We start from the raw sequence: 26,504 nt of genomic DNA, 5'->3' as shown, positions 1-26,504 counted from the left end.
CGACGGCAACGGCTGGCTGAAGGCTGTCAGCCCGGACCGGATGGCTGCCGGCAGGGCCTCCCCGGGGGACCGGGGAGGCCCGCACACGCGATGCCCGTCGCTCGACGGCTCAGAGCGGGGACGACCAGCGGGCGCGGGCCTGTTCCTCGGAGCGGAGCAGGACCAGCGTCGGCAGGCCCTGGTCCTGGCCCGTCGACAGCAGCTCCGGGAGCTGAGGCACGGGCGCCACGGCCGCGACGTCGTCGAGGACGAGCGTCATTGGTGGGTCGAGCCGACCGTCGGTTGACCGTGCGGCCATGCGGCGGCCGTGCTCGACCACGTGTGAGGCGAGGGCGGTGAGCAGAGGCATCGCACCCGGGGCGGAGCGAGGATCCTCGATGGGTTCACCAACCACATAAAGAGTGCCCCCTTCGCCTGTAAAAGATTCCAGTGCGAGCGCATCGGATCGGTTCGGTGTGCAGGCTTCGCGGATGTGGATCGAGGAGAGCGCGGCGAAGGCCCGTACCGTCAACTCCTGGGCCATCTCCCTGCGTTCGGGGTGGCCGGTGAGCGCGGACTCCAGCAGGCCGGCGAGTCCGGAGGAGGCCTTGGGGTGTGTACGGAGCAGGCGTACCGGTTCGTGGGCGCTGGAGCCGAGGGCCCAGCGGTGGACCTGACGGAACGGGCGGCCGTCTATGGCAGCGGCGTGGAGCCAGCACTGGAGGAGGGTCTCCGCGGTCTCCGCCGTCATGGCGTCGATACGGGCCTGCGGCCGGACCGGGGCGAGGAGCGCGAGGGCGCGGGCGGCTGCCGTGTCCGGTGCTTCGCACCCGGCGGTGGGGGACCAGTGGAGGCGGGCCGGGGTGTCGCAGAGATGGCCCGGGTCGTAGACGAGAACCGGGCCGAGTTTGGCGCGGGCATCCTTCGTCTCGGCCCAGACCGTGGGGTCCGAGGTGACGACCAGCGCCGGTCCGTCGGCTTCCCGGATGGCCTGTACGACGGTGGGGCGGCGGGTGGCGGCCGGGCCGTAGACGATGTGCGGCGTACGGGGGGAGGGGACGGCCGGGGGGAGAGGGAGGGTTTCCGCCGTGCTGGGTGCGCCGGGTGTGCTGGGCGTCCCGGTTCCGACCTCTGCCGCAGCCTCTGGGGGTGTCGGGGCCGTGGTTGCCGGCGCCTGTTCGGGGACGAGTGCCTGCATCATGACGGGCTCGTCGTGTTCCGTGCGTGCCGTCTGCCGTGCGTGCCGGCGCTGGGTGCGTACCGCGCGCCAGCGGGTCACCACCCCCATCACGAACACCGTCAGCACCATGAGCACCATGAGTTCACCGATGAACAGGCCCCAGAACAGCCCGTATCCGGAGAGCTCGCCCACCGGTGTGTCGGGCCATGCGGCCGGGATGTCATGCGGTGACGCCGCCAGTCGGCGCATGGCGAGCGGGGTCTCGGTGAAGGTGACGCCCTTCGGCCAGGCGCCGTGGGCGAACAGGCCGGACATGCCGGTGGCCGTCCAGACCAGGACCGTCAGCCCGAGCAGGAAGCCCAGCAGGCCGACCAGCAGGCCGTCGGGGATGCCGCCGGTGCCCTGCTCGTTGCCCCGGTCCGGAGTGCGACCCGCCATGTCATGCCACCGTTGACTCGGACGACTCGTTCAGCCGTTGCTGGTGCTCGATGCGTGCCGCGCGCTGTTCCGCCTCCAGGTCTGCGGCGCGTACGTCCTCCGGGCGCAGGTCGGCGGCGGAGGACTCGGTCATGGCGCGGTCGGTGTAGACGAGGGGGCGTTCCGCCTCGGTGATCAGGTGTTTGACGACCTGTACGTTGCCGTTGACGTCCCATACCGCGATGCCGGGGGTGAGGGTGGGAATGATCTCGACCGCCCAGCGGGGCAGGCCGAGCACCCGCCCCGTCGCTCTGGCCTCGTCGGCCTTCTGCGCGTAGATCGTGCGGGTCGAGGCCATCTTGAGGATGGCCGCCGCCTCACGTGCCGCGGCCCCGTCGACCACGTCGCTGAGGTGGTGGACGACGGCGACGAACGACAGACCCAGGCGTCGCCCGAACTTCAGGAGGCGCTGGAAGAGCTGGGCGACGAACGGCGAGTTGATGATGTGCCAGGCCTCCTCGACCAGGAAGATGCGCTTCTTCCGGTCGGGCCTGATCCAGGTGTGCTCCAGCCAGACGCCGACGATCGCCATCAGGATCGGCATCGCGATCGAGTTCCGGTCGATGTGCGACAGGTCGAAGACGATCAGTGGTGCGTCCAGGTCGATGCCTGCGGAGGTCGGGCCGTCGAACATGCCGCGCAGGTCGCCGTCGACCAGCCGGTCCAGGACGAGGGCGACATCGAGACCCCAGGCCCGTACGTCGTCTATGTCGACGTTCATCGCCTCGGCGGACTCGGGTTCCGGGTGGCGCAGTTGCTCGACGATGTCGGTCAGCACGGGCTGCCGGTCGGTGATCGTCTCGTTGACGTAGGCGTGCGCGACCTTCAGCGCGAACCCGGACCGTTCGTCGAGGCCGTGCCCCATCGCGACTTCGATGATCGTGCGGAGCAGGGCGAGCTGGCCGGTCGTGGTGATCGAGGGGTCCAGCGGGTTGAGCCGGATCCCGCCGTTCATGGCCGAGGTCGGGTCGAGCCGGACGGGGGTGAGGCCGAGCTCCTGGGCGATGAGGTTCCACTCGCCGACGCCGTCCTCGCCCTGCGCGTCGAGGACGACGACCTGGCGGTCACGGAACCTGAGCTGGCGGAGCACGTACGTCTTCTCCAGCGCGGACTTGCCGTTGCCGGACTCCCCGAGCACCAGCCAGTGCGGGGCGGGGAGCTGCTGTCCGTACAGCTGGAAGGGGTCGTAGATGTAGCCCTTGCCGGAGTACACCTCGCGGCCGATGATCACGCCGGAGTCGCCGAGGCCGGGGGCGGCGGTGGGCAGGTAGACGGCCTGCGCCTGGCCGGTCGAGGTGCGTACGGGCAGCCTGGTCGTCTCCACCTTCCCGAAGAGGAAGGAGGCGAAGGCATCCGACAATGCGGACAGCGGATCTCGCATGGCGTGACTGCCCTCTCGGTTAGCGACGGATGCCGGTGGCGAACGGCAGGGTGTTCACAAAGGCGCGGTGGTGCTCGCGGTCGCACCACTCCAGCTTCAGATACGACTTGCCGGCCGAGGCGCGGATCGTCCGCTTGTCACGGGCGAGGGACTCGGGTGATCGCGACGACACGGTGATGTACCCCACGAGGTTCACTCCGGCCGCTCCGCTCGCGAGATCTTCACCCCGCTGGTCGAGCCTGCCGTGGGCGGCGATGTCGCGCGGGTCGACGGTCCGGTTCATCTTGGCCTGGCGGCTGGCCTCGGCCTCGTCGTTCGTCTTCTCGGTGAGCATGCGCTCGATGGCGACCTCGGTGGGTTCGAGGTCCATACAGACCGCGACCGTGCGGATGACATCGGGTGTGTGGACGAGGAGCGGGGCCAGGAAGTTGACGCCGACGGGCGTCATCGGCCACTCCTTCACCCAGGCCGTGGCGTGGCACCAAGGGGCACGGGTCGCCGATTCGCGGGTCTTGGCCTGCAGGTACGTCGGCTCGACGGCGTCCAGCTCGGCGGGCCAGGCGTTGCGCTTCGTCATCGCCTGGATGTGGTCGATGGGGTGGTCGGGGTCGTACATCGAGTGCACGAGGGACGCGAGCCGGCTCTGGCCGAGCGGCTGGCGCACCCGGATGTCCGCCTCGGCGAGGCGGGCGCAGATGTCGGTCAGTTCACGTGCCATGACGACGGCGAGGCCGGCGTCCCGGTCGAGCTTGCGGCCGGCCTGGGGGCGGGCGGCGCGGGCCATGGCGTTGGCCTCGGCGGCGAGTTCGCGTCCGTAGTGCATGCATGCGACGAGGTAGGCGCGGTGCTGTTCGCTGGAGGTCGAGACCATCGACTGGAGCTGGTCGTACGACTCCTGCAGCCAGCCCGGGGACGACTGGTCGCCGCGCTGGGCGACGTCCTTGGCGTGGGCGTCGGGGTCGGCGGGCAGGGTGCGGGCCAGCATCTGAACGCGGGTCACGAAGCCGTCGCCGTTGGCCACATGCTTCAGCAGTGTGCCGAAGCGGTCGACCAGGGCCTCCTGGTCCTCGCTGTCGCGCAGCCCGACGCCGGGACCCTCGATCTCGATCGCGGCGGTGACGGTGCGGCGGTCGGCGTGCAGCAGTACGGCGATCTCGTCCGGGCCGAAGGGGGCGGCCAGCCAGCTGATCCGTCCGATGCCCGGGGGCGGTCCGATCTCGACCTCACGGCCGTCGGCCCGTACGCCCGCTTCCATGGCTGCGGACCGGTACGTCGTGCCGCGGCGCAGAGAACGCTTGAAGCTGCGGTTGATCTCGAACCATTTGTAGAAGGTGCGGTGCTTGTACGGGACGTACACCATGGCGAGCGCCAGCAGCGGGAAGCCCGTGAGGAGCACGATCCGCAGGGACAGGACGGGGACGATCAGCCCGCTCATCATGCCGAGGAACGCGCCGGCGATGATCAGCGCGATCTCGCCGGTCTCGCGGTTCTTGCCGACGATCGCGTTCGGCCGGGCCCGGCCGATGAGATACGTGCGGCGGGGCGCGACCGGATGGGACTGGGTCGTCAACGCCCTCCACCTCCTGTGCGGTTGGTGCCTGAGTTACCTGATCCGCCGCGCGGGCTGCGGCTGCTGTGGGGGGTGCCGGCGGTGGGGCCGGACCCGCTGCGGGGCGGAGGTGCGGCGGAGGGGACAGATCCGCCGCCGACCCCGCTCCCGCCGGGGTTGCGGGAGCTGTGCGCGGCCACCCCGCCGCTGACCGGATTGGCGGGCCTGCCGCCGCTGCCGCCTCCGCTGTTGTCGGCGCCTCCGCTGCGGCTGCTGTGGGTCTTGATGCCCTGCGAGACGAGGGCGGCCGGCGAGCTGATCAGGGCGGCGGCCTGGGCGCCGTCGGTGGCCTGCTTGCGGTTGGTGCGGGCGCCCTGGATCTCGTCGCCGAAGCCGGGCACGAACCGGTAGATCATCGCCGAGGCGAAGATCGCGAGCAGGATGATGGCGAGGCCGGAGACGACGGCGGAGAACGCGTTCGGGCCGCCGTCGGAGGAGAGCGCTCCGGCCAGCCCGAGCACGATGACGATGACCGGCTTCACCATGATCACAGCGATCATGATGCCTGCCCAGCGGCGGACGTGGCCCCACATGTTCTTGTCCACGAGTCCGGAGTAGACGACGACACCGAGGAGCGCGCCGACGTAGAGCAGCGCGGCCCGGATCACGAGCTCGAGCCAGAGCACGCCCGCGGCGAGGATCGAGACGAGCGAGACGACGATCAGCATGATCGGTCCGCCACCGATGTCCGAGCCCTTGCTGAGCGCCTCGGCGAACGACCCGAAGAAGACGTCCGTCTGCCCGCCGGAGGACGACGCGATGACGTCGGTGACACCGTCGGTCGCCGAGACGACCGTGTAGAGGATCAGCGGCGTGAACGCGGAGGCGAGCACGGTCAGCCAGAGGAACCCGACGGCCTCGGAGATCGCGGTGGCCACCGGGACGCCGCGGATGGCGCGCTTGGCGACGGCGAGCAGCCAGAGGACCAGCGTGAGCACGGTGGAGGCCGCGAAGATGACCGCGTACTGCTGGAGGAACTTGGGGTTCGTGAAGTCGACGTTCGCAGTGCCCTTGACCGCGTCGCTGAGCTTGCCGACGATCCAGGCCGCGGCGTCGGCGCAGCCGCGGGCGAGGGAGGAGAGGGGGTCGAGGGCGTTGGTGGCGTCGTCGGGGGAGACGGTTTTGGGGCTGCCGGCGTCGCCGTTTTCGCAGTAGTTCCTCGCCGGGCCGCGAATCAGATCGCATGCGTTGTTGCTCTTGCTCGGCGATGGGCTAGGAGAGGGCTCGGCGAACGCGCGACTTGCCAGCAGTACGACAGCGAGCTGCAGGCCTGACACGACCGTGGCCAGGGAGAGGGCGTGGCGAGATCGATTACCGGGCATACGTGAACCCTCCGAACTGTTCCACGGCGTCGGCCATCTCCTGGGCGGGGGATGCGGCCTGGTCACGGCCAACCGGGACAGGGCCGTCCTTCTGCGTGAAATCGGTGATCTTCCAGTCGCCATCCATCCACGCCAACTCGAAGGTGTTGGTGAACCAGCTTTCGGACACGGGGTTCTTCGAGCCTTCACCGGCTAGTCCGAAAAGGGCGGAGTACCAAACGGCGACACTTGCTGTGTCGCCGCTGAACTTCACGACCTTGGTGCCGGCGGGGTTGGAGCGCGAGATGAAGGTCATGCCGCTTGGGGCGGTGCCGTCCTCGTTCAGCCCGATGCTCGTGAGGAACGCCTCGCCGGAGTACACCTTGTCCAGGTCGCCTTGGCGGGCAGCGGCCACATCAGGTGCGTACACAGCGTTCACGATCTGGCGGCGACGATCCCCGTCGAACATATCGGCGGAGCCGAGCGCAACGGAGTAGTTTGCGGCCGCGCTCTGCGCACCCTGCTCGTCATGGGCGAAGCCCGACGGAACCGTGCCGTTCTTTCCCGTCACCGGCTTCGTCCCCGTCGCCGCCGTCGGTGCCGCGCCCGCCTTGCTGTCGCCGCGCCCGCTGCCGCCCGAGGCGTCGTCCGTGCCCCCGCCCATGTTCGCGAATGCGATAGCCGAGATGAGCAGAACGACCACGCCGACGACCATCACCAGGGATCGTGAGCTGCGGGCCGGCCGGCGGGTACTGCCGTAGCCGTCGCCGCCGCCCTCAGGGAATCGGGTACGGGTCTGGCGCGTACCACCGAGGGTGCTGTATCCATCATCGGTACGGCTTGAACCGGAATCGCTGCCGTAGCCGTGACCGTCACCATGACTCATACCGCGTAGGCCCCCTCAACCGTGTGCGATTCCGCGTAGTACGACGGTAGCCGTGCTGGTTCCCGCGTGAGTGCGGTGTGGTGACTCGACATCAGGGAGACACAACCTCTGTCGGTGGGCACGACGGACGGATGGTGTGGGAGTCGGGTGCGGTGGACGGAGCCCCGATCAGGCTGACGGGCGGCTAGATGGCCATGCCATAGACGATGGTGAACAGGGTCCCGAGCGATCCGATGATGAACACACCGGTCAGACCGGCAACGATCAGACCCTTGCCCTGTTCGGCGCTGAACGTGTCGCGCAGCGCCGTGGCACCGATGCGCTGTTTGGCCGCTCCCCAGATGGCGATGCCGAAGCAGAGCAGGATGGCGACGGCCATGACGACCTCGATCATCACCTTGGCTTCGTCGCCCAGGGCTCCGAACGGCCCCCACTTGGGCGCGATGCCGTTGATGATGGTGCTGATACCGCCCTTATCAGTGTCAGCTGCCAGGACCATGTAAGTCACCGCCCCTGTTGGGTAGTTCATGCCCCTGCCACATGGCACGGGTCACCCTCTATCTTCGCTGATGAAACCGCTCTCGCACGACGACTTGGCGGCTCTCTTTCCTCGAACCCCGCACGTTTGACCGGTTCGACCGCCCTGACCTGCGGATCGAATCGGTGTGTGACCGAACACGTATGGTTACTCTGTGTATCACGGAGCGTGACCCTGGGCAATGATCGGCATCCCGCCACCCTGGCCGACACCCACTTCATGGGCCGAAAGCGCGAGATGACGGGCGGTCAGGAGGGAGTGTCCGAGCCCGCGCGGTCGTGCTCCGCGAAGTGGTCGAACTCGCCGGCCGTCACTCCCTTGGTGAAGGCATCCCATTTCGTCATGGTGGTCGTCACGACGTTGCCGGGGTCGCTGGTCTCCCGTAGATAGACGAACTCGCCCGGCCCGAATGCCACCTCGATCCAGGGGCCGGGCCCCTGTTCGCCGTCGGGTGCGGCGCGGATCCAGGTGAGGTCGGCCGGGATCGCCGGGTCAGCCACGGCAGGTGCCGTCCTTGACGGTTCGAATGAGCGCGGCCCAGGCGGCGGGGGTGATGCGGAGTATCGCTCCGCTGGGATCGCCGCTCTCGGTGACGTTGATCGTGCCGTGGTGAGCTGCTACGTGCACGCAGGAGTTCCCCTGGGCGCAGTAGGAGGACTTCTGCCAGGTGGGAGCGTCCATCGTGGATTCCTTCACAGGCTGCGGGCGATGTTGTGGATGAAGTCTCGCGAACGGTCGGCGTCGAGTGCTGTGGATTCCATGCGGCCGAGGAGTACGCGGTACTTCGTCAGTTGAGCCTCGGCGTCGAGGAAGACGGGCCCGTGCGACTGGTCGAGATTGACGGTGTCGAGCTGGGGCACCGGCCCGGAGAAGTAGTAGATCGACTGACCGGACCCGGCGAAGGTTCCCGCCGAGAACGGAATCACGTGGAGGGTGATGTGCTCCCGCTCGCCCATGTCCAGCAGGTGCCGAAGCTGTTGGCGGGTCACCGCTGCGCCGCCGAACTGCATCCGCAGCGCGGCTTCGTGGACGACTGCCTGGTGTGGCGTCGGTGACTCGCGGAACAGGACTGCCTGCCGCTTGATACGGAAGGAGATGCGGTGCTCGATGTCGGGCGGCGACAGCTCCGGTACGTCTTGGCGGAAGACTTCGCGCGCGTATTCCGCGGTCTGGAGGAGGCCGGGAATGTGGACGGTGACAGCGGTGCGAAGTCGATGCGCATGGTGCTCGATCTCGGCCAGATCGAGCAGGGGTGCGGGCAGGATCTCCCGGTACTCCTCCCACCAGCCGCGCGTACGGTCGGCGGTCATCTCGCCGAGCGCTGTGACGAGGCCCTTGTCCGTGCAGTCGTAGTGGCAGGCAAGCGTGTGTACCCGCTCGGGGCTCACGCCGACGCGACCGGCCTCCATGTTGCTGATCTGGTTCTGCTTCACGCCCAGCAGTTGACCTGCCTGGGTGGCGGTGAGGCCGGCGCGTTCGCGGAGCTTGCGCAGTTCGCTGCCGAATCGGAGTTGGCGACCCGTTGGGTTGGTTCTCACGGGAGTGTTCGCCTCCTTGAGCGGCTGGTCACCCACAAGGGTGTCAGTTTATGGATTCCCCGGGAATCGGTTAACACGTTAGCCGTGGATCGCTACGTTTGATGCTCAGGCCTTCGCCCGGAAGTACCCCGCAACTTCAGCGGCGGGTCACTGTCGCTGACCCTCGTCCAGATCGGCAACGGCGGCCTGCTGCTGGTGCTGACCCAGTACCTGCAGTTCGTCCTCGGCTACTCGCCGGTCAAGGCGGGCCTCGCGTTCGTCCCGCTGGCCGTCACCGCGCTGGTCGGTAACCTCGCGGGTGCCGGGCTCGCCGCGAGGATCGGCAACCGGCTGCTGGTCCTGGCCGGGATGCTCGTCATGGCCTCGTCCTTCGCGCTGCTGACCACCGTCTCGGCCGACACCGCCTTCGCCGTCCCGGCGATCGCGCTCGGTCTGCTCGGACTCGGCGCGGGCCTTGCGATGCCGGCCGCGGTCGGCGCGCTGATGGGCACCATTCCGGCGGACAAGGCGGGCGTCGGCTCGGCCTTGAACGACACCATCCAGCAGGCGGGCACCGCGCTCGGCATCGCGATCCTCGGCTCGCTGCTGTCGAGCGGCTTCGCCCGTGAGATGTCCGACGGCGCACCCGAGCAGGCGAAGCACTCGATCGCCGGCGCGCTGGCCGTGGCCCACGGCGACACCGGTCTGATCCAGGCCGCCCGGGACGCCTTCACCGCCTCGATGGCGACCACCTTCACGGTCGGCGCGATCGGCGTCGTCGCCGCTGCGGTCCTGGCCGCCCTGGTCATGCGCGACACCAAGCCCGAGCCCGCCGCAGAGCCGGCGGGCGAGGCCGAACTCGTCGCCTGATCTCGGGCGGGAAGGTCGGTGCCCCCGCGGGTGCCGGCCTTTCTGCCGTTGCCTGAGACCCGGCACCGCGTCAGCGGGCAGCTGGTGCGTACGTGGTCATGGCGCTCGTCTGGGCGGCGGTGATCCGCTGGATGACGAGGACGAGGAGTACCGCGGCGATCAGATACAGCGCCTGGCTCGCCGCCGACACGACGACGGAGTCGGCGTAGGCCGAGGAGGCAGCCATCATGGCTCCCACCATGTGTGCCATCCACGCCGCCCACCAGGCGTTGATGAGGGCGATGGTGGCGTCCGGGGCGGGGTCGTGGCCGATGGCTCGATGGATGTCGAGGGCGATGCGGCGAGGCCGCCACCACATCAGCACCGGAGTGAACCAGGCGCCCACCGCCCAGCCCGGCGAGTGGGCGAACGGGCCGACCGACAGTGCCTGGGCGTTGTAGCGGCATCGGCGGAACCAGAGGAGGAAGGTGACGAGCGTGGCGAGCTCCACGAGGGAGGAGACCGACAGGTAGCGGGAGTAGAAGAGCCCGTGGTCGGTCGTACTGAAGAGTCTCGGCCGCATGGGGTCGAGCAGGGCGGACAGCCCTATGAGGATCTGTGCGGCCCGGGCGAGCGACTGAAGGGTGCGGGGTATGGCACCGGGTGATCTTGTCATGGCCGGTGAATGTAGCCCAGAGGCGGGCGGCAGCTCCGGGTGGTGTCGGTCTTCGGGGACGGCCCCCGGTCCCCAGGGCGGTGATGGTGCCTGAGGGCCGGGGGCCGGAAGTGCTGTGGGTACCGGGTCGCCGGTCACGCTGCCGGGTGTGCGTACCGCCCCGGGTGCGCGGATCACGCCTCGGCTTCGGGCTCCGAGGTCCAGCTGCCCAGAGAGATCTCGGCGGTGATGCCTGGGCCGAAGCCGGCCATCATGCCGCGTTGGCCGTGGAGGGTCGATGCCTCGTCGAACATCCGGCCCAGGGCGTCGAGCACCACCGCGCTGGCTATGTTGCCGTACTCGGTGAGCGTCGCCCGACTGAAGCGGAACGCCTCGGGCGGAACGTCGAGGAAGCGGCTCAGGTCGTCGAGGATGCGCGGGCCGCCTGCGTGGATGATGTAGAAGTCCAGTTTGCTGGCGTTCCATTGGTGCTGTTCCGCGAGGGAGCTCAGGGCCGGAGCGAGTGGTTCCATGGTCCCGGGCACGCGCTTGTCGAGCTGGAAGTGGAAGCCCGTGGACCGGACTGCGTAGGAGATCCAGTCCTCGGTGTCCGGGATGACGTACGAGCCGTTCCGTTCCAGGCGGATCCCGGTGCCGCCCCTGCCCCGGACCACGACGGCTGCGATTCCGTCGCCGAACAGGCCGTTGGACAGCAGGGACCCCACGCCCAGATCGGTGGGCTGGTAACAGAGCGAGCAGAACTCGCAGGCGACGATGAGCACATTGGCGTCGGGGTGTGCCGTGCAGAAGTCGTGGGCCCGGTTGACGGCCGCACCGCCCGCGGCGCAGCCGAGTTGGGCGATCGGAAGTTGCCGTGTCTCCGGACGGAAGCCCATCTTGCCTATGAGCCAGGCCGTCGGCGGAGGCATCATGAAGCCGGTGCAGGAGACGTAGACGATCAAGTCGATCTGTGGCGGTTCGAGTTCCGCCTGGTCGAGTGCCTGGCGGACGACAGCCGGCACGCGGTCCTTGGTCTGCTGCTCGTAGACGATGCTCCGAGCATCGAACCCCGGATGTTGCAGCACTTTTTCGATCGGCTGGATCAGGTGCCGCTTCTGCACACCGGTGTTTTCGATCAGGCGCAGTGCGAGACCGAGCTGCGGATGGTCCCCGTGCAACCGTTTTGCCAGTTCGAGAGTTTCGTCGTTGGTGATGACGTACTCGGGAACTGCGATTGCCGGTTTGCAGAGTACCGCCATGGATCTCCTCCTAGCGGACGGTGGTCCACGCGGCCGGGCCCTGCCGGTGCGGGGCATGCGGTCCACGACAGCAGCCACCACGGCGCCGCGCGGGTCGGCGCGAAGCCTGTTGTCTTCGGTGGTTGCGGTGCCGGGTTCGATGCTCCTGGAGTGGGCGCGGACGGGCCGACCGACGAAAGACCAAGTTCTCACCGTGTGGGCAGATGTATTTCCGCCTCACCTCGGCTGGCCTCCGCATCACGCTACGGCAGGCGCATGAGGGTCGCATGTCGGGCAGAACGCGCTGTCGGCCCGGCCCGGAATATGCCGGATTCCGTCGGCTCGGGGAGGGTGACGCAGGGCTGGTGGCGAGCCTTTTCGGACCATCGTGGGGCGATGACAGCCCTTTCCTCAGCCACAGTCAGCCGGGCTCCGGGATCGGCTGCTGTCCCGGCTGTCCCGCCCGCCGACGGGTCTCCCGCTGTCTCCGGCGGTGGGTTCCGCGTCCGACGGGACGCACCGCACGTCACCTGATCGGCGCCTCTCCTGTTGCGCCTTCCCGGCCGGCCGTGTCCCGGCCGGCCGGGAGGGGCCGGTGCCTCGTGCGGGTACCGACGTCACCAGGTGACAGGCAGCGCAAGCGGATAGCGCCAGATCGACGTCTTGTTCCACCGCACTTCCTCGGCCGGCTTCGCGAGCTGCAGGTCCGGGAAACGCTCCAGGAGGGTGCCGAGCGCGACCTCGAGTTCTGTGGCGGCGAGCGGGGCGCCGAGACAGTGATGGCCACCCCAGCCGAAGGTCATGTGGGACGGACCCGTGCGCTCCAGATCCAGCTCGTCGGGACGGTCGAACTTCCGTCCGTCCCGGTTGGCCGTCAGGTAGGAGACATGCACCACGTCGCCCGCCCGGATCTTCACGCCGCTCAGTTCCACGTCCTCCAGGGCGATGCGGGGGATGCCGACGCCCTTGCGGAAGGGGATGAAGCGCAGCATCTCCTCGATGGCCTGCGGGAGCATCGCGGGCTGGGCCCGCAGCATGGCGAGCTCCTTGGGGCGGGTGAGCAGGGTGTAGGCGAGGTTCCCGATCTCGTACGTGGTGGTGTCCTGGCCGGTGATGAGCAGGACCATGGCCATGACGGCCAGTTCCTTGTCGTTGAGAAGCTCGTCCCCGTCGCGGGCGGTGGCCAGCGCGCTGATCAGGTCGTCGCCCGGGTTGGCCCGCCGGTCCGCCGTCAGCGTCGTGAAGTAGGCACGGAGATCGGCCTTGGCCCGTACCGCGTTCTCCTTGTTGTCGATGGTGAGGTCCATCATGGTCCGCGCATGAGCCCGCAGTTGTGCGCGGTCGGCCTCGGGAATGTCGAGGACCTCGCAGATGGTGGTCAGGGGAAGCGGGGCCGCCAGGTGCTCGAAGAGATCGGCTGGGGAACCGTGCTCCTCCATCCGGTCCAGCAGTTCGTCCACGACATGCTGGGTCCGTGCCCGCATGCGTTCCATGTGGCGCGGCGCGAAGCCCTTGGAGATCAGGCTGCGCAGGCGGCTGCTGGCCGGCGGGTCCATCACGTTGATCGCCTCGTCCTGAACGATGGGTTCAGGAGTCATGCGGGGGAAGTCGGTGCCGATGATGGCGTTGCGGCTGAAACGCCGGTCGGTGGTCACCGTGCGCACGTCGTCGTAGCCGGTGACGAGCCACGCCTCGCCTTCACCGTGGGGCAGCACGATGCGGGCTACGGGTTCTTCGTTCTGCAGTTGTCTGAGCACCGGGTCGAATTCGAGGGCCTCGGCGTAGTCGAATGGGCAGTCACGGGCGGTGGAGACTGGTTCCATACGGAGCTCCAGATATGGGTTCTGAGGGGTGATTCAGTACCTACCGCAATGAAGCAGGGCATAGGTATGTCGTGGGTACCCGATCGGCCGCCGGGACACTCACCGCTGTGCGGCAATTGGCCCCATAAGCCCCTGTGAAGCGGCCGCGGCCCGCCCCCGGTGACGCCCTGCGGGGCCGGTGGGGGCGGGCGGTCGAAGGCGAGCGGTGTCGCTGACAGCGAGGGGTGGTCACCGGCAGCGCGGAGAGACTGTGGCGGCCATGAGTCACCTGCGCGTCATACTCCGCTGGTCGGCACGACGTTCGTGGCGTTCACTGCGTGGCGCAGCGCTCGGGCGAGCTTGACGGCGTTGCCCACGGCCCAGAAATGGGTGAAGAACAGGCGGGGGCTCTCCGTCAAGTGGTGGTTGTGCAGCTCGACGAGCTTGATCCCGCCCCGTCGCAACGCCTCCAATACGTCCTGGACCTCCTCGGCGAGCATGACGCAGTCGCCGCTGAGCGCGGCCCGGCCGCGACCCAGCGGCTGGAAGATGAACGCACTGGTCGCGCCCAGGCCGGGAGGCAGTACCAGATGGCCGTCGCGGATCGTCTCGCGACGGGCGAAGACGGCCTTGTAGACCACGCCGTCGCTGGAACCCTTGGCGCCCAGCGCCCGGTCGATTCCGGCAGTGTCCAGGGCGAGGGGGCGCGGCCGGCCGGGCGGCGCGGCCGGCAGGATGCCGGTTCTGTCGAATCCCGCGCGCAGGCCGCGTGCCAGGGTCGGTGCGTCACGGCCGTGTCCGTGGACGTGGACCCACCAGATGTCGGGATGCTGGGCAGGCAGATGCTTGTGGAGCGCGGTCTGCGAGATTCCGTGTTTCTGCCAGGCGTCGATCACATGCTGCAGTTCCCGCTCGGTGACCGCCACGTCACCCATGCACATCGTGGTGCCGTCGGCGTAACGGACGAAGGCCACGTGCGCGCCCAGGGCGAGCGCCGGTGTGATCGTGACGCCGTCGGCGACGACATGGAGATCGTCGCGGGGGAAGGGTGTGTGGTACGTCGTTCCCCGCAGCAGGTTGCCGCTGCGGCCCAGCTCCTTCGCCACCTCCGCCCAGTGCGACATGCTGGTGGTCAGCGGCTTGACCATCTCCTGCTTTCGCGCCCCGGGCATCGCGCCGGCCGCGGCCGGCCCCACCCCTGCCAGCGTCGGTGCCAGTGCGGCTGCGGCCAGAATGCGCCGCCGCGACGTGGTCCTCGGCGGGTTGGCGTCCTGCTGTCGGTCTTCAGTCATCATCTGATTTCCTCCATGGCGAGATGGAACCATGCGCAATGGGAAGAAACGTGATATCTCGCCATCAATTGGGACTATATGGACTACGCGTGTTCTTTCGGGCCAGGTCGGGGGCGTTGCCGGGGGATGACAGCCCATCATTCGGGTGAATGCCGCGGCGGGCGCGGCGGGCGTGCAGCCTTGCAATTCAGGGCCTTGCGCCTGTGACGGGTGCTGATGCGGACGGCATGTCGGGTGTCCCGTCTTTGGCACAGTGCCGCTCCACGATCAAGGAGCGGGGTGAGCGGCGTGGCCGCGGTGGGCGGGCAGAAGCAGCAGAGGTTGAGTGATCTGAGTGGGACCGGCGGGGCTGGAGGCGGCTGTGGCCGGGACGAGCTGAGACACAGCGACGGTCCCTGGCAGCGGGCCGCCGGGGGAGCGGAGGCGGTGCACGCGCTGCTGGGGCCGGTGAAGTCCGAGCTGGGGACCGCGCACGAGGGCGTGGTGTCGGGGACCGCCGGACTCGGTGCACTGGCCGAGCTGGGCGCCGTACGCGAGTCGTGGGAGCGACGGTTCGAGGCCGCGCGGAACGAGTGCCGGAGCCTCGCCGGGAAACTGCGGGACGTCGCGCGGGCGCAGGGCGGGACGGACGAGGCCGTGAGGGCGTCCTTCGCGCCGGTCGCGGGGCAAAGGGGTGGCCGATGAGTTCCACGCTCACGTGGGCGCAGTTACGGGACCTGAAGTGTGCCGAACTGGAGGGCGCCGCCGATGGGTGGGGCCGGGCGAGCAACCTGGCCGACGCGGGCCGGGACCACATCGACAAGCAGCTGCTGAACGCGTTGCGGGGCACACAGCGGGGCGAGGCGGCGGACGCGGCCGTGGGGCGGCTGCGGCAGTTGGGCCGGAACTTCCAGTACGTCTACACGGAGTGCGGTCTGCTCCGTACCGCGCTGAACAGCCTGGCACACGAGATGAGGGCCCAGCAGCGGGCGTTGCGGGAGGCGCTGGACGACGCGGATGCCCTGAGGCTCACGGTGCACGCGGACGGTTCGGTGACGTTCCCGGAAGCGGGCGAGGGCCTGATCGACGGGAAACCGCTGCCGGGAGGGACGGTGACGGGCGGCGGGGTGCCGGGGCTGCGGCCGGCCTCGGGGCTGGTCGCGCCCAACCCGAACGCGGCAAAGGCGCAGGACATCGCGGACCGGGTGCAGAAGGCCGTACGGACGGCGGCCGAGATCGACTGGCGATACACGCGGATCCTGCGGAAGTTGAGGGCCGAGGACGGTCTGAAGGTCCCGGACGCCGCATGGACGGACGCGGCGGCGGACGCGGCGGCCGTACGGGGCGCGGCGCGCGGGTACCTGAAGGACGCCATCCCGCACGACGCGAGTCCGGCCGAACGCAAGGCGTGGTGGGCCGGGCTGACCCAGGAACAGCGGGAGGAGTACCTCGCGGTGTACCCGGACCAGATCGGCAACCTGGACGGGATCCCCGCGGTGGTACGCGACGCTGCGAACCGGGACAACCTCCAGTTGCTGATCGGGAAGCTGGAGGGGCGGGGCGACGAGAAGGCGGAGACGCAGCTGGCGGGTCTGCGGGAGATCGACCGGCAGCTGAACTTGTCGCCTAGGTCTGGTGAGCCGCAAATATATTTGCTGGGTATTGGTGATGAAGGGAACGGGCGCGCGATCGTCTCGTTTGGTAACCCGGACACTGCGCGAAATGTATCGACGTACGTTCCAGGGTTGAATACGTCACTGGACAAGGACTTTGCAGAGGGTGATATCAAGCGGGCCCGCGACACTGCGATCGGAACTCGGTATCTCGATCATTCCAGCGCTGCGATCGTCTGGCTTGGTTACGATGCGCCACAGTCTCCGGATGGGCTGGGGAGCCTGGCAGTAATGGGCGACGAGAGAGCGGAGCGGGGTGGCGGCGCGTTAAATGGTTTCATGAGTGGCCTAGTGGCTACAAACGAGAATGAGGATCCACATCTCACGGCCATTGGGCACTCATATGGTTCGCGCACCGTGGGCGCTGCCACACAGCGGGCGGGCGGGATCCCTGGGGTGGATGACATCGTCCTGGTCGGTAGTCCAGGGGTCGGTGTGGACCGTGCTGAGGATCTCGGAGTCGGGAAAGGCCACGTATTTGTCGGGGCGGCCGAGAATGATGTGGTGACCAAACTCCCGTCCAAGCGGCAGGCTGCTGTCGGTGCTGCAGGGTTCGCTGCCGGAGGGCCGGGCATTGCCTACATGCTCGGAGATCTAGCCGATCAGGGAGATGACGACCTCTGGTTCGGGAAGGACCCGGCGAGCGAAGCGTTCGGCGCGAGACGTTTTCCTGTGAACGAGGGGCCACGACTGATTACTGGTAACGGGATCTCGATTGACGCGCATTCGCAGTACTTCGACCCGGACAGGGATGCGGTATCGGCAAGCAACATTGCCCTTGTTGCCGCAGGGCGTTCGAACAAACTTAAGATAGAGGAGTACCGATGAGGTGTCGATTTAGGGCCGCGGTGACGTTACTTCTGCTGTGCGTGACGCTTTCCGGTTGTGCGAATGGAGGGAAGAGGAGCGACATGAATATGCAAGAAGCAGCGGACCGCGCCGATGGCATTCTTGATGCCGTGTTGAAGGAAATTGAACCGGAGGTTCAGTGGGCACACGGGCCGACCACGACGGGCACCTGCGATGTGACTCGAAGGCGCGCAGTAATGACTGTTGTGTCGGCCGAGCGTCGTGGCAGCTTTTTGGGTGTAGTAGATCGTTTCTGGCGCCAGAGCGGCTACAGGATCAAGGCGGTTAACAAGGATGCAGACCTGCCGGCGATCTTTGCGCAGACGAAAGACGGATTCGGTGTCACTCTGATCATTGGAGGTGAAGGTCAGGCATTCTTTGAGGTTGATACCCCATGCGTGGAAAAGTCGGAGGTTGCCGAGTCCACCACCCAACCCAACGGGCCTAGCTACGTGGGGGTGGAGACGCTCCCGCGACCCAACGTGCACTCCGACTTCTGGTCCGCCGAGGCCGTCTGATGGCTGGTCAGTGATTCGGACAACTCGCACACACCCGCGAAACCGCCCTTGAACCCCGCCCCGATGGGGGATGGTTGAGGGGTGCGTAAATTCTGGGTGGTCGGTGGGATCGGCGTCGGGTTGGCCATGTGCTTCGTGGCGCTGCTTGTCGTCGGTACGTACTCCGCCGCCGCCGGTCTCGTCGGCGGCGTCAACGGGGCCGTCGGCCTGGCCAAGGGGGCCGTGCCGGCGCAGTTCCAGCCGCTCGTCCAGAAGTGGGGCAACCTCTGCCCGGCCATCAACCCCGCTTTGCTGGCAGCCCAGTTGTACCAGGAGAGCGGCTGGAACCCCCGCGCCCAGAGTCCGGCCGCCGCGCAGGGCATCGCGCAGTTCATCCCCGGGACGTGGGCCGGGCACGGGATCGACGGGGACGACGACGGGGACCGGGACGTATGGGATCCGGCCGATGCGATCCCGTCGGCCGCCAGCTACGACTGTGAACTCGCCGGGTACGTCAAGAAGGTGCCGGGGGATCAGACGGACAACATGCTCGCCGCGTACAACGCCGGTGCGTACCGCGTGATCCAGGCGGGCGGTGTACCGCAGATCGCCGAGACGCAGAATTACGTCAAAATCATCCGGACCCTGGAGAAGAGCTTCGCGCGGCCCGTGGGGCGGGTCGAGCCGTCGAGGCAGGCGGCCGGAGCGATCTACTTCGCGCAGAAGAAGCTCGGTACGAAGTATCTGTGGGGCGGAAACGGGACGGCCGAGCAGGGCGGGCGGTTCGACTGTTCCGGGCTGACGCAGGCCGCGTACCGGACGGTCGACATCGAGCTGCCGCGCGTGGCGAACGATCAGTACAACGCCGGGCCGCACCCTTCACGGGACGAGCTGCTCCCCGGTGACCTGGTGTTCTTCTCCGACGATCTGACGAACTCCCGGGCGATCCACCACGTCGGGCTGTACGTCGGCGGCGGATACATGATCAACGCGCCGTACACCGGGGCCGTGATCCGGTTCGACAAGATCGACACGCCCGACTACTTCGGTGCGACGCGTGTCACCAAGGACGGGGCCGCGGCTCTTCCGACCGCGCAGCCGGGAGTGTGACGCGGCGTCGGCCGTGGCCGGAACTCTCCGTGAAGCCTGGGCCCTGAGCTGCGACGATGAGTCACTCTTCGATAACGTCATGGTGATCATTCGGTGGAGGGCGGAACGTACACCCGGAGCGTGTCGTTCCCTGGACTGGGACAGCATGCGCACTGACCATGCGGCGCTGTCCGATGACGTCACACAGGTGATCGAATCGAACACGGGGGTTCGTCATGAGCGGTGCACACGGGCGTGCACCGCGGCAGCAGACAAGGCAAGGGGCCGCAGCAGATGGCTGGACTCGCACTGGATGGGTCGAACCCCGATGTCAGCCTGCTCTACGACATCAATGGGCTCGCGAAGTCGGCTCCGACCTGGTTCGACCGGGCCATGGAGTTCGTCGGTGAGTACGGGATCATGCTCGGCATGGTCCTGGTGGTCCTGTGGTGCTGGTGGAGCGTCCGCCGGCGCGGCACGGCCGAGGACTCGGTGACGGCCGTCGCCGGGCTCGTCTGGGCGCCTCTCGCCGCCGGAATCGCGCTGCTGGTCAACATCCCGATCCGGGGCTTCGTGGAGCGGCCGCGCCCGTTCCGCGACCATCAGGGACTGGACGTCCTGGTGTCGGGCAAGAACGACTTCTCCTTTGTGAGCGACCACGCGACGATGGCGATGGCCCTGGCCGTCGGAGTGTTCGTGGCCCACCGGAAGTTCGGCTTCGCCGCGATCGCCCTCGCCCTGGCGGAGGGGTTCTGCCGGATCTACATGGGTGTCCACTACCCGACCGATGTCATCGGCGGATTCGCCCTCGGTACCGCCGCCGCGCTGCTGCTCGCGCCGCTTGCGATGGCGCTGCTCACTCCGGTGGTGACGGCCGTCGCGCGGTCGGAGCGGGTGGGGTGGCTGGTGCGGTCGCGCCGGCCCGTGCCGGTGACGGCCGGGAGCCGGGGCGGGGCGCTCGGGATCCCCGAGCCGCGCCCGGGGTCGGGCGGCGGCGGGGCCGGCGAGAAGGATCTGGCGGCGTAGGGGTTCCGGCGGCGGTGGGCTGCGGGGGCGTTCCCGCAGCCCCGACGTCACAGGGCCTGAGGGAACGAGAACAGGCGCCCGGGGTCGTACTGGTTCTTCAGACGGGTCAGGCGGTCGGCCGCCGAGCCGTAGTACGCCTGCCGCCAGTCGGTCAGCGTCGGGTCGATGTAGTTCTGGTACGCAGCCCCGGACGCATAACGGCGCAGCGCCGCATGAGTGTTTTTCAGCCAGTCCTGCTGGGCGGTGCCCGCCGTGCCGGCGCGCCAGGAGCCGATGTACTGGGAGAGCATCCGGGAGCGGCGGTGGACGAAGGCCGTCGAGGCCGGGTCGACCCGGTTGATCGCCCCGCCCAGCGCGGTGAGCACGATCGCCGCACCGCCACCGCTCGGGCCCGCGCCGATCCGGGTGAACGCCTCGGTCCGGTCGAGCAGGGCGCGTACGCCCGCCGGGGACAGGGAGCCGTCGAAGAAGTCGGACGCGGCGGCGTACGTCTCGCGCTGGAGCGTGCCCTGCGGGGTGCGGCCGGGCGTCGTTCCCGGCAGATGGCACTGGGCATCGGTGATGCCCGAGCAGCCCGCGTACACGAGCATCGCGTCCTGGTAGCTGCGGCGGCGCAACGAGACCGAGGTGGCCGAGGCGCCGATCCGGTCGGCGAGGCGGTCGACGGCGTTCTGCAGGTCACCGTAGGTGCCGAGGCTGAAGGCGGCGACCGTCACCGTCGGGTCGGCGCCACCGGGACCGGCCGCGAGGTGTGCGGAGGACCAGATCTCGTCCGGCTGGTCGGGTCCCCACGCCTGCCAGGCCGTGATCACGGACTGGGCGCGCGACCACGGCCAGGACATGTAGGCCATCACGGTCTGCGGGGCCGGACGGGTGCGGAACTTCAGCTCGGTTACCACGCCGAAATTGCCGTTGCCCGCGCCGCGCAGCGCCCAGAAGAGGTCCGAGTGGCGCTTGGCGTCGGCGGTCACGGTCGTGCCGTCGGCGGTGACGAGGGTGGCCGAGGTGAGGCTGTCGCAGGTCAGGCCGTAGGCGCGGGACGCGACACCATGGCCGCCGCCGAGCGTCAGGCCGGAGATGCCGACCGTGGGGCAGGAGCCGCCGGGGATCGTCAGGCCGTGCCGGACGAGGCCCTGGTAGACGTCGATGAGTCTGGCGCCCGCACCGATGGTGCCGTCCTGGTCGACCTGGGCGAGTGACGAGACGTCAATGACCAGGCGGCCGTTGCCGCTCGACCAGCCCGCGTACGAGTGGCCGCCGCTGCGGATGGAGACGGGGGTGGAGCTGCGGCGGGCGAAGGCCAGGCACTCGCGGATGTCCGCCTCGTGCCGGACATAGGCGACGGCGGCGGGTTTCTGGGTGTCGTACCGGGTGTTGTAGAGCTGGCGGGCCGTCGGGTAGGCGGCGTCGTCGGGGCGTACGAGAGTGCCGTCGAGGCTCTTGGCCAGTGCCGACCAGCTTGCCGGACCCGTGGGGGAGGCGGGTGCGGAGGGGGATTTCGGCGGAGTGCGTGTCGCCGTGGCGGCGGAGGGGCTGCCGTCCGGGCTGCTTCCGGAGCCGGGGCTGCCACAGGCGGCGACGGTGGCGGTGACGCCGGCGAGAGCTGTTGCCGCGCCCGCGGTGAGCACGGTGCGCCGGTTCGGCAGGTTCATCGGACCTCCGGGTGGTGGCCTCTTCGCGGGCCGGACGGATCCAGCGGATCGAGTGGATGTGCGGAGCGCACGGCCGGGCGGATCGAGGACCGGCGGTCGGCGAGGTGATCGGTGATCAGAAGGCGGAGCGGTGCTCTTCGGCATCGGTGCGGGCGCGGTCGCGGGAGCGGCGGGCCGGACCGGTCCAGCCGCAGTCGCAGCGGGCGATGCAGAACGAGCCGTGCTCGACGGTGTACGGCTCGTGGGTGGGAGATGTGCCTGGTGAGGCGGGAGCGCTCGGGGGAGCCTCGGCGGTGTGTTGGTCGTACACGCGTCCACGGTACTGGGACGGTCGCCCGGTCGTGAGGTCCGGGGCCCGATCCGGGAGGTGCGCCGGGGGAACCGCTGCAGGGGGGCTTGGAGGACACGGCGTGACGGTGGACACGGGCGGTCGTTATGCGAAGCGGGCGGGGCTCGGCAAGCGGTGACGTCGTTGGGGGTTGGCAGGCGATGGTGGTGCAGCAGCACAGGTCCGGAGGCGGGGCGCGTGCTGTCTGTGCCCTCGCCGTGGTGGGCGTGATGGCGGCGACCGCCGGATGCTCGGACAGCGGTGGCGGTGTCGTCGGAGACCGGGCCGTCGCGGACGAGCGGGGCGGCGCCGATCCCGTGGAGGCCGTTCACCGGGCGGCCGAGGTGCTCGTCGGCAAGGGGAGCGGGGGCGGGAACCGGTCGGGGGCGGGCCGGGCCGTCGCCGGGAGCGCCGAGGTGCATACGTCGATGGAGACCGCCGTCGGCGGGACGCGGGTGACGATCACCGGCCGGGGGAGGTACGACTTCCGCAAGCAGCTCGGCCGGCTCACGGTCGTGCTGCCGGAGGACGCCGCGGGTGAGGCGGAACACCGCCCCATCACCGAACTCCTTGCCCCCGGCGCGCTGTACATGAAGAACCGGGGCGCCGGAGTGCCCGACGACAAGTGGGTCAGGGTCGACACGACGACTCTGGAGGACGGCAATCTGGTCACCGGTGGGGTCACCGACCCGATGGCTGCGGCGGAGCTGCTGCGCACGGCGCGCTCGGTGACGTATGTAGGGGAGAGCGATCTCGCCGGGGTGACCGTCCGGCACTACCGGGGGACCGCGGACATCGGACGGGCGGCGCGGGCCGCTTCGCCGGGATCGCGCGATGCGCTCGCCGCGGCGGCAAAGGGGTTCCGCACGCACACGGTGCCGTTCGACGCCTATCTGGACACGGCGGGGCGGCTGCGGAAGGTGCGGCACCGGTTCAGTTTCGCCAACGGGGGGCGGGTGGTGGAGGTGATCTCGACGACGCTGCTGTCCGGATTCGGGGTGCCGGTGACCGTACGGCTTCCGGACGATCGGGACATCTACACCGGCAAGATCCAGCAGGGGCCGCGGTAGCCGCGCGGGGCCGTGCTGAGGTGAGGGAGTGGCGGTTGTGGCCGGGGCGCGTAGGCATCCGGCGGGGGCCGGAAATGGTCCGTCCGTGCCATGCGCGGCGTGCGGTCCGCTCCCTACGCTAGGAAGTCGGCGACGGCAGTGAGAGGTGACGACGTGGTGACGCTCAGCGCTCGGACCGATCAGGACCATGTGGCCCTTGCGGAGATCGAGCTGTGCGGTGAGCTGATGATCGCGGCGTCGGCGGCGATGGGGGACCGGCTCAGTGCGGACCGTATCGATGAGGTGCTCAACGTCAAGGTGAGCACCGAACGCACCACCGTCCCCCGGCAGGGCGAGCACCGGGAGTGACGAAGGGGGCGGCGGACGGACGGCGGAGGGGTGACCGGGAGGCGACGTCAGGCCACTTCAGGCCACGTCGGGTGGGGTTGCCTCAGGTACGGAGAAGGCGGGCGATCGCCTTCGTGGCCTCCTCGACCTTCGCGTCGATCTCCTCGCCGCCCTTGACCGCGGCGTCGGCGACGCAGTGTCTCAGGTGCTCCTCCAGGAGCTGGAGCGCGAACGACTGCAGGGCCTTCGTGGACGCCGAGACCTGGGTCAGTATGTCGATGCAGTAGACGTCCTCGTCGACCATCCGTTGCAGACCGCGGATCTGGCCCTCGATCCGGCGCAGACGCTTGACGTGCTCGGCCTTCTGGTGGTGGTAGCCGTGTATGCCGCGGTCGTGGTCGGTGACGATCGACGTCGGGTCCATCGCGTCCTCGATGTCCGCGGAACCCGTCGTCCCTGTCGGTTCCGTGGCCTCGGTGGTGCTCATTGCTGCCTCCCGTTTTCCCATTACCCTGCGGTTTAGATACCCCTGGTGGGTATATCCTAACGAATTCAGCTGAAACGTGACCGGGGGCCCGTGCTGATCACCGTGTTCGATGCGCGACACTGAAGAATGCCGGTTAGCCGTGGCCGGATGATGCGCCTAGCATCAGCCTGACCGAATCCAAAGCATCCCGAGGACCCCACGTGCGCTTTCGTCTGACCCCCAGGGAGACGAGCTTCTATGACATGTTCTCCGCATCCGCGGACAACATCGTCACGGGCTCGAAACTCCTGATGGAACTGCTCGGGGCGGACTCTGCCTCCCGAGCCGAGATCGCGGAGCGCATGCGGGCAGCGGAGCACGCGGGGGACGACGCCACCCACGCGATCTTCCACCAGCTGAACTCCTCTTTCATCACGCCGTTCGACCGCGAGGACATCTACAACCTCGCATCGTCGCTCGACGACATCATGGACTTCATGGAGGAGGCCGTCGACTTGGTCGTGCTGTACCAGGTCGAAGAACTCCCCAAGGGTGTCGAGCAGCAGATCGAGGTGCTGGCGCGGGCGGCCGAGCTGACCGCCGAGGCGATGCCCAACCTGCGGACGATGGACAACCTCACCGAGTACTGGATCGAGGTCAACCGTCTGGAGAACCAGGCCGACCAGATCCACCGGAAGCTGCTCGCCCATCTCTTCAACGGCAAGTACGACGCCATTGAGGTGCTGAAGCTCAAGCAGATCGTGGATGTGCTGGAAGAGGCGGCCGACGCGTTCGAGCACGTCGCCAACACGGTGGAGACCATCGCGGTCAAGGAGTCCTGAACCACGTGGACACCTTTGCGCTGATCGTGACCATCGCTGTCGCGCTCGGCTTCACGTATACGAACGGGTTCCACGACTCCGCGAACGCCATCGCCACCTCGGTCTCCACCCGGGCTCTGACCCCGCGGGCGGCCCTGGCGATGGCCGCGGTCATGAATCTCGCCGGTGCCTTCCTGGGGCAGGGCGTCGCCAAGACCGTCAGTGAGGGTCTGATCGCGACGCCCGAGGGGGAGAAGGGGATGGGAATCCTCTTCGCCGCGCTCGTCGGTGCGATCATCTGGAACCTTGTGACCTGGTACTTCGGGCTTCCGTCGTCGTCCTCGCACGCCCTGTTCGGCGGCATGGTCGGTGCGGCGCTGGCCGGCGGGACGATGGTGCACTGGGACGGGGTGCTCGACAAGGTCGTCATCCCGATGTTCGTCTCGCCCGTCGTCGGTCTGATCGTCGGCTATCTGGTGATGGTCGCGATCATGTGGATGTTCCGGAAGTCCAACCCGCACAAGGCCAAGCGTGGTTTCCGGATCGCGCAGACGGTGTCTGCGGCCGGTATGGCGCTCGGACACGGTCTGCAGGACGCGCAGAAGACGATGGGCATCGTGGTGATGGCGCTGGTCATCGCCGATGTCGAGGAGCCGAACGATCCGATCCCGGTCTGGGTGAAGCTCGTCTGCGCGCTGATGCTCTCGCTGGGTACGTACGCGGGTGGCTGGCGGATCATGCGGACGCTCGGCCGGAAGATCATCGAGCTGGACCCGCCGCAGGGCTTTGCGGCGGAGACGACCGGAGCGTCGATCATGTTCGGCTCGGCGTACCTCTTTCACGCGCCGATCTCCACGACACATGTGATCACCTCGGCGATCATGGGTGTGGGGGCTACGAAGCGCGTGAACGCGGTGCGGTGGGGGGTCGCGAAGAACATCATCCTCGGGTGGTTCATCACGATGCCGGCTGCGGCGCTGGTCGCTGCGGCGAGTTATGGGCTTGTCGTTCTGCTGTTCGGGTGACGACGGGCCGGGCGGCGAGGTACCGGGACCGTCCGGTGGCCGCCGCGTCGTCCCTCACCGGGCGGGCTTGATTCTGTTCGATGCCCGGCAGGCAGCCTGACGTGAATTGGGTCCGCCCCCGCTCCCTCGTGGGAGCGGGGGCGGACCCTTTGCCTTGCGGGTGGCACCGCCATGCAGCACCCCAAGGCTGTCCTTGGTCACCCAAAGCGGCCGGAGATGTAGTCCTCCGTCGCCTGGACCGACGGGTTGGAGAAGATCCGCTCCGTCTCGTCTATTTCCACGAGCTTGCCGGGCCTGCCGACCGCCGCGAGGTTGAAGAACGCCGTGCGGTCCGAGACACGGGCCGCCTGCTGCATGTTGTGCGTCACGATGACGATCGTGAAGCGTTCCTTCAGCTCGCCGATCAGGTCCTCGATGGCGAGGGTGGAGATCGGGTCGAGGGCGGAGCACGGTTCGTCCATCAGCAGCACGTCCGGCTCGACCGCGATCGCGCGGGCGATGCACAGGCGCTGCTGCTGGCCGCCGGAGAGACCGGAACCGGGCTTGTTCAGGCGGTCCTTGACCTCGTTCCAGAGGTTGGCGCCGCGGAGGGACTTCTCGACGATGTCCGACAGCCGGCTCTTCTTGTACGAGCCGTTCAGCTTCAGGCCCGCCGCGACGTTGTCGAAGATCGACATCGTCGGGAACGGGTTCGGGCGCTGGAAGACCATGCCGACCGTGCGGCGCACGGTGACCGGGTCGACGTTCGCCCCGTACAGGTTCTCGTCGTCCAGCAGCACCTTGCCCTCGACGCGGCCACCGGGGGTGACCTCGTGCATCCGGTTCAGGGTGCGCAGGAAGGTGGACTTGCCACAGCCGGACGGGCCGATGAAGGCGGTCACGGAGCGGGGCTCCACGGTCATCGAGATGTCCTCGATGGCGAGGTGGGAGCCGTAGTAGGCGGACAGGCCGCTGACGTCGATGCGCTTGGCCATCTGAATCACTGCTTCTTTCGTGCC

General features: G+C 68.5%; 26 protein-coding genes and 1 pseudogene. 10 read left to right on the top strand and 17 right to left on the bottom strand.

Annotated elements, in window-relative coordinates:
* Nucleotides 1–109: 109 nt before the first annotated feature.
* The 9 genes from LRD69_RS14655 to LRD69_RS14615 all read right to left on the bottom strand — a co-directional run bounded on the left by LRD69_RS14655 (nt 110) and on the right by LRD69_RS14615 (nt 8,889).
* Nucleotides 110–1,597, bottom strand: coding sequence for a type IV secretory system conjugative DNA transfer family protein (locus LRD69_RS14655; protein ID WP_277327018.1), 1,488 nt, complete (start codon nt 1,595–1,597; stop codon nt 110–112).
* A 1-nt stretch (nt 1,598) separates the two neighbouring features.
* Nucleotides 1,599–3,017 carry an ATP-binding protein gene (locus tag LRD69_RS14650; protein ID WP_277327017.1) on the bottom strand — a complete coding sequence of 473 codons (1,419 nt, stop codon included), beginning with the start codon at nt 3,015–3,017 and terminating at the stop codon, nt 1,599–1,601.
* Nucleotides 3,018–3,036: 19 nt separating this feature from the next.
* Entirely contained in the window at nt 3,037–4,587 is a 1,551-nt protein-coding gene (locus LRD69_RS14645) for an SCO6880 family protein (RefSeq protein WP_277327016.1), read from the bottom strand.
* Nucleotides 4,584–5,948, bottom strand: coding sequence for a hypothetical protein (locus LRD69_RS14640; protein ID WP_277327015.1), 1,365 nt, complete (start codon nt 5,946–5,948; stop codon nt 4,584–4,586). Before LRD69_RS14640 ends, LRD69_RS14645 begins: the two co-directional genes overlap by 4 nt.
* Complete coding sequence (locus tag LRD69_RS14635; RefSeq protein ID WP_277327014.1) at nt 5,938–6,813, bottom strand: hypothetical protein; 876 nt, start codon at nt 6,811–6,813, stop codon at nt 5,938–5,940. The genes LRD69_RS14640 and LRD69_RS14635 overlap by 11 nt, the downstream gene beginning before the upstream one ends.
* 184 nt (nt 6,814–6,997) lie before the next feature.
* A complete protein-coding gene (locus tag LRD69_RS14630; RefSeq protein WP_030924923.1) occupies nt 6,998–7,312 on the bottom strand; it encodes a hypothetical protein in 315 nt (104 codons plus the stop codon).
* Nucleotides 7,313–7,599: 287 nt separating this feature from the next.
* Nucleotides 7,600–7,851, bottom strand: a complete 252-nt coding sequence (locus LRD69_RS14625; protein WP_277327013.1) for a DUF397 domain-containing protein — start codon at nt 7,849–7,851, stop codon at nt 7,600–7,602.
* Nucleotides 7,844–8,032, bottom strand: coding sequence for a DUF397 domain-containing protein (locus tag LRD69_RS14620; RefSeq protein ID WP_277327012.1), 189 nt, complete (start codon nt 8,030–8,032; stop codon nt 7,844–7,846). Before LRD69_RS14620 ends, LRD69_RS14625 begins: the two co-directional genes overlap by 8 nt.
* Nucleotides 8,033–8,043: 11 nt before the next feature.
* Entirely contained in the window at nt 8,044–8,889 is an 846-nt protein-coding gene (locus LRD69_RS14615) for a helix-turn-helix transcriptional regulator (RefSeq protein WP_277327011.1), read from the bottom strand.
* A 129-nt stretch (nt 8,890–9,018) separates the two neighbouring features.
* On the opposite strand from LRD69_RS14615, the pseudogene LRD69_RS14610 reads away from it, so the two are divergent.
* Nucleotides 9,019–9,738: pseudogene (locus LRD69_RS14610) on the top strand (MFS transporter); the annotation flags it as partial.
* Nucleotides 9,739–9,808: 70 nt separating this feature from the next.
* On the opposite strand, the gene LRD69_RS14605 reads toward LRD69_RS14610, so the two are convergent.
* From LRD69_RS14605 to LRD69_RS14590, 4 genes are all read right to left on the bottom strand, one after another.
* Nucleotides 9,809–10,393: a DUF4328 domain-containing protein gene (locus LRD69_RS14605; RefSeq protein WP_277327010.1), complete on the bottom strand. Its 585-nt coding sequence runs from the start codon at nt 10,391–10,393 to the stop codon at nt 9,809–9,811.
* A 173-nt stretch (nt 10,394–10,566) separates the two neighbouring features.
* On the bottom strand, nt 10,567–11,631 hold the full coding sequence (locus LRD69_RS14600; RefSeq protein ID WP_277327009.1) for a type III polyketide synthase: 1,065 nt from the start codon (nt 11,629–11,631) through the stop codon (nt 10,567–10,569).
* 596 nt (nt 11,632–12,227) lie between these two features.
* Nucleotides 12,228–13,433, bottom strand: coding sequence for a cytochrome P450 (locus tag LRD69_RS14595; RefSeq protein WP_277327008.1), 1,206 nt, complete (start codon nt 13,431–13,433; stop codon nt 12,228–12,230).
* Between the two features lie 275 nt (nt 13,434–13,708).
* Nucleotides 13,709–14,704 (bottom strand): DUF1259 domain-containing protein, encoded by a 996-nt coding sequence (locus tag LRD69_RS14590; RefSeq protein ID WP_277327007.1) that lies wholly within the window; start codon nt 14,702–14,704, stop codon nt 13,709–13,711.
* Nucleotides 14,705–14,983: 279 nt separating this feature from the next.
* On the opposite strand from LRD69_RS14590, the gene LRD69_RS14585 reads away from it, so the two are divergent.
* From LRD69_RS14585 to LRD69_RS14565, 5 genes are all read left to right on the top strand, one after another.
* Nucleotides 14,984–15,388, top strand: a complete 405-nt coding sequence (locus LRD69_RS14585; RefSeq protein ID WP_277327006.1) for a hypothetical protein — start codon at nt 14,984–14,986, stop codon at nt 15,386–15,388.
* Nucleotides 15,385–17,184 carry an alpha/beta hydrolase gene (locus LRD69_RS14580; protein WP_277327005.1) on the top strand — a complete coding sequence of 600 codons (1,800 nt, stop codon included), beginning with the start codon at nt 15,385–15,387 and terminating at the stop codon, nt 17,182–17,184. Before LRD69_RS14585 ends, LRD69_RS14580 begins: the two co-directional genes overlap by 4 nt.
* 83 nt (nt 17,185–17,267) lie before the next feature.
* Complete coding sequence (locus LRD69_RS14575) at nt 17,268–17,723, top strand: hypothetical protein (protein WP_277327004.1); 456 nt, start codon at nt 17,268–17,270, stop codon at nt 17,721–17,723.
* A gap of 81 nt (nt 17,724–17,804) precedes the next feature.
* Nucleotides 17,805–18,812, top strand: a complete 1,008-nt coding sequence (locus LRD69_RS14570; RefSeq protein ID WP_277327003.1) for a bifunctional lytic transglycosylase/C40 family peptidase — start codon at nt 17,805–17,807, stop codon at nt 18,810–18,812.
* A gap of 273 nt (nt 18,813–19,085) precedes the next feature.
* Nucleotides 19,086–19,817: a phosphatase PAP2 family protein gene (locus LRD69_RS14565; protein ID WP_277327002.1), complete on the top strand. Its 732-nt coding sequence runs from the start codon at nt 19,086–19,088 to the stop codon at nt 19,815–19,817.
* Nucleotides 19,818–19,864: 47 nt separating this feature from the next.
* On the opposite strand, the gene LRD69_RS14560 is transcribed toward LRD69_RS14565, so the two are convergent.
* Both LRD69_RS14560 and LRD69_RS14555 read right to left on the bottom strand, forming a co-directional pair.
* Entirely contained in the window at nt 19,865–21,469 is a 1,605-nt protein-coding gene (locus LRD69_RS14560) for an FAD-binding oxidoreductase (RefSeq protein ID WP_277327001.1), read from the bottom strand.
* A gap of 115 nt (nt 21,470–21,584) precedes the next feature.
* Nucleotides 21,585–21,779: a hypothetical protein gene (locus tag LRD69_RS14555; RefSeq protein ID WP_277327000.1), complete on the bottom strand. Its 195-nt coding sequence runs from the start codon at nt 21,777–21,779 to the stop codon at nt 21,585–21,587.
* Nucleotides 21,780–21,958: 179 nt separating this feature from the next.
* Here LRD69_RS14555 and LRD69_RS14550 point away from each other — a divergent pair, with 179 nt between their 5' ends.
* On the top strand, nt 21,959–22,867 hold the full coding sequence (locus LRD69_RS14550; protein WP_277326999.1) for a hypothetical protein: 909 nt from the start codon (nt 21,959–21,961) through the stop codon (nt 22,865–22,867).
* Between the two features lie 153 nt (nt 22,868–23,020).
* On the top strand, nt 23,021–23,215 hold the full coding sequence (locus LRD69_RS14545) for a hypothetical protein (protein ID WP_277326998.1): 195 nt from the start codon (nt 23,021–23,023) through the stop codon (nt 23,213–23,215).
* Nucleotides 23,216–23,297: 82 nt separating this feature from the next.
* Here the strand turns inward: LRD69_RS14545 and LRD69_RS14540 are convergent, their stop codons facing one another.
* A complete protein-coding gene (locus tag LRD69_RS14540; RefSeq protein WP_277326997.1) occupies nt 23,298–23,681 on the bottom strand; it encodes a metal-sensitive transcriptional regulator in 384 nt (127 codons plus the stop codon).
* Between the two features lie 200 nt (nt 23,682–23,881).
* On the opposite strand from LRD69_RS14540, the gene LRD69_RS14535 reads away from it, so the two are divergent.
* Entirely contained in the window at nt 23,882–24,502 is a 621-nt protein-coding gene (locus LRD69_RS14535; RefSeq protein WP_277326996.1) for a DUF47 family protein, read from the top strand.
* Between the two features lie 5 nt (nt 24,503–24,507).
* Nucleotides 24,508–25,506, top strand: coding sequence for an inorganic phosphate transporter (locus tag LRD69_RS14530; RefSeq protein ID WP_277326995.1), 999 nt, complete (start codon nt 24,508–24,510; stop codon nt 25,504–25,506).
* A 197-nt stretch (nt 25,507–25,703) separates the two neighbouring features.
* Here the strand turns inward: LRD69_RS14530 and pstB are convergent, their stop codons facing one another.
* Nucleotides 25,704–26,480 (bottom strand): phosphate ABC transporter ATP-binding protein PstB, encoded by a 777-nt coding sequence (gene pstB / locus LRD69_RS14525; RefSeq protein WP_277326994.1) that lies wholly within the window; start codon nt 26,478–26,480, stop codon nt 25,704–25,706.
* Nucleotides 26,481–26,504: the final 24 nt, after the last annotated feature.

Source organism: Streptomyces sp. JH14 (assembly GCF_029428675.1).
In the GTDB taxonomy this organism is placed as follows: domain Bacteria; phylum Actinomycetota; class Actinomycetes; order Streptomycetales; family Streptomycetaceae; genus Streptomyces.
This window is presented reverse-complemented; position numbering and strand designations above follow the sequence as displayed.

Bases quoted from the DNA above. Each gene is read 5' to 3' on its own strand.
- LRD69_RS14655 (WP_277327018.1), bottom strand. From the start codon at position 1,597: ATGGCGGGTCGCACTCCGGACCGGGGCAACGAGCAGGGCACCGGCGGC.
- LRD69_RS14605 (WP_277327010.1), bottom strand. From the start codon at position 10,393: ATGACAAGATCACCCGGTGCCATACCCCGCACCCTTCAGTCGCTCGCC.
- LRD69_RS14560 (WP_277327001.1), bottom strand. From the start codon at position 21,469: ATGAACCTGCCGAACCGGCGCACCGTGCTCACCGCGGGCGCGGCAACA.
- LRD69_RS14650 (WP_277327017.1), bottom strand. From the start codon at position 3,017: ATGCGAGATCCGCTGTCCGCATTGTCGGATGCCTTCGCCTCCTTCCTC.
- LRD69_RS14575 (WP_277327004.1), top strand. From the start codon at position 17,268: ATGAATATGCAAGAAGCAGCGGACCGCGCCGATGGCATTCTTGATGCC.
- LRD69_RS14600 (WP_277327009.1), bottom strand. From the start codon at position 11,631: ATGGCGGTACTCTGCAAACCGGCAATCGCAGTTCCCGAGTACGTCATC.
- LRD69_RS14635 (WP_277327014.1), bottom strand. From the start codon at position 6,813: ATGAGTCATGGTGACGGTCACGGCTACGGCAGCGATTCCGGTTCAAGC.
- LRD69_RS14590 (WP_277327007.1), bottom strand. From the start codon at position 14,704: ATGACTGAAGACCGACAGCAGGACGCCAACCCGCCGAGGACCACGTCG.
- LRD69_RS14580 (WP_277327005.1), top strand. From the start codon at position 15,385: ATGAGTTCCACGCTCACGTGGGCGCAGTTACGGGACCTGAAGTGTGCC.
- LRD69_RS14550 (WP_277326999.1), top strand. From the start codon at position 21,959: ATGGTGGTGCAGCAGCACAGGTCCGGAGGCGGGGCGCGTGCTGTCTGT.
- LRD69_RS14595 (WP_277327008.1), bottom strand. From the start codon at position 13,433: ATGGAACCAGTCTCCACCGCCCGTGACTGCCCATTCGACTACGCCGAG.
- LRD69_RS14565 (WP_277327002.1), top strand. From the start codon at position 19,086: ATGGCTGGACTCGCACTGGATGGGTCGAACCCCGATGTCAGCCTGCTC.
- LRD69_RS14630 (WP_030924923.1), bottom strand. From the start codon at position 7,312: ATGGTCCTGGCAGCTGACACTGATAAGGGCGGTATCAGCACCATCATC.
- pstB (WP_277326994.1), bottom strand. From the start codon at position 26,480: ATGGCCAAGCGCATCGACGTCAGCGGCCTGTCCGCCTACTACGGCTCC.
- LRD69_RS14640 (WP_277327015.1), bottom strand. From the start codon at position 5,948: ATGCCCGGTAATCGATCTCGCCACGCCCTCTCCCTGGCCACGGTCGTG.
- LRD69_RS14540 (WP_277326997.1), bottom strand. From the start codon at position 23,681: ATGAGCACCACCGAGGCCACGGAACCGACAGGGACGACGGGTTCCGCG.
- LRD69_RS14620 (WP_277327012.1), bottom strand. From the start codon at position 8,032: ATGGACGCTCCCACCTGGCAGAAGTCCTCCTACTGCGCCCAGGGGAAC.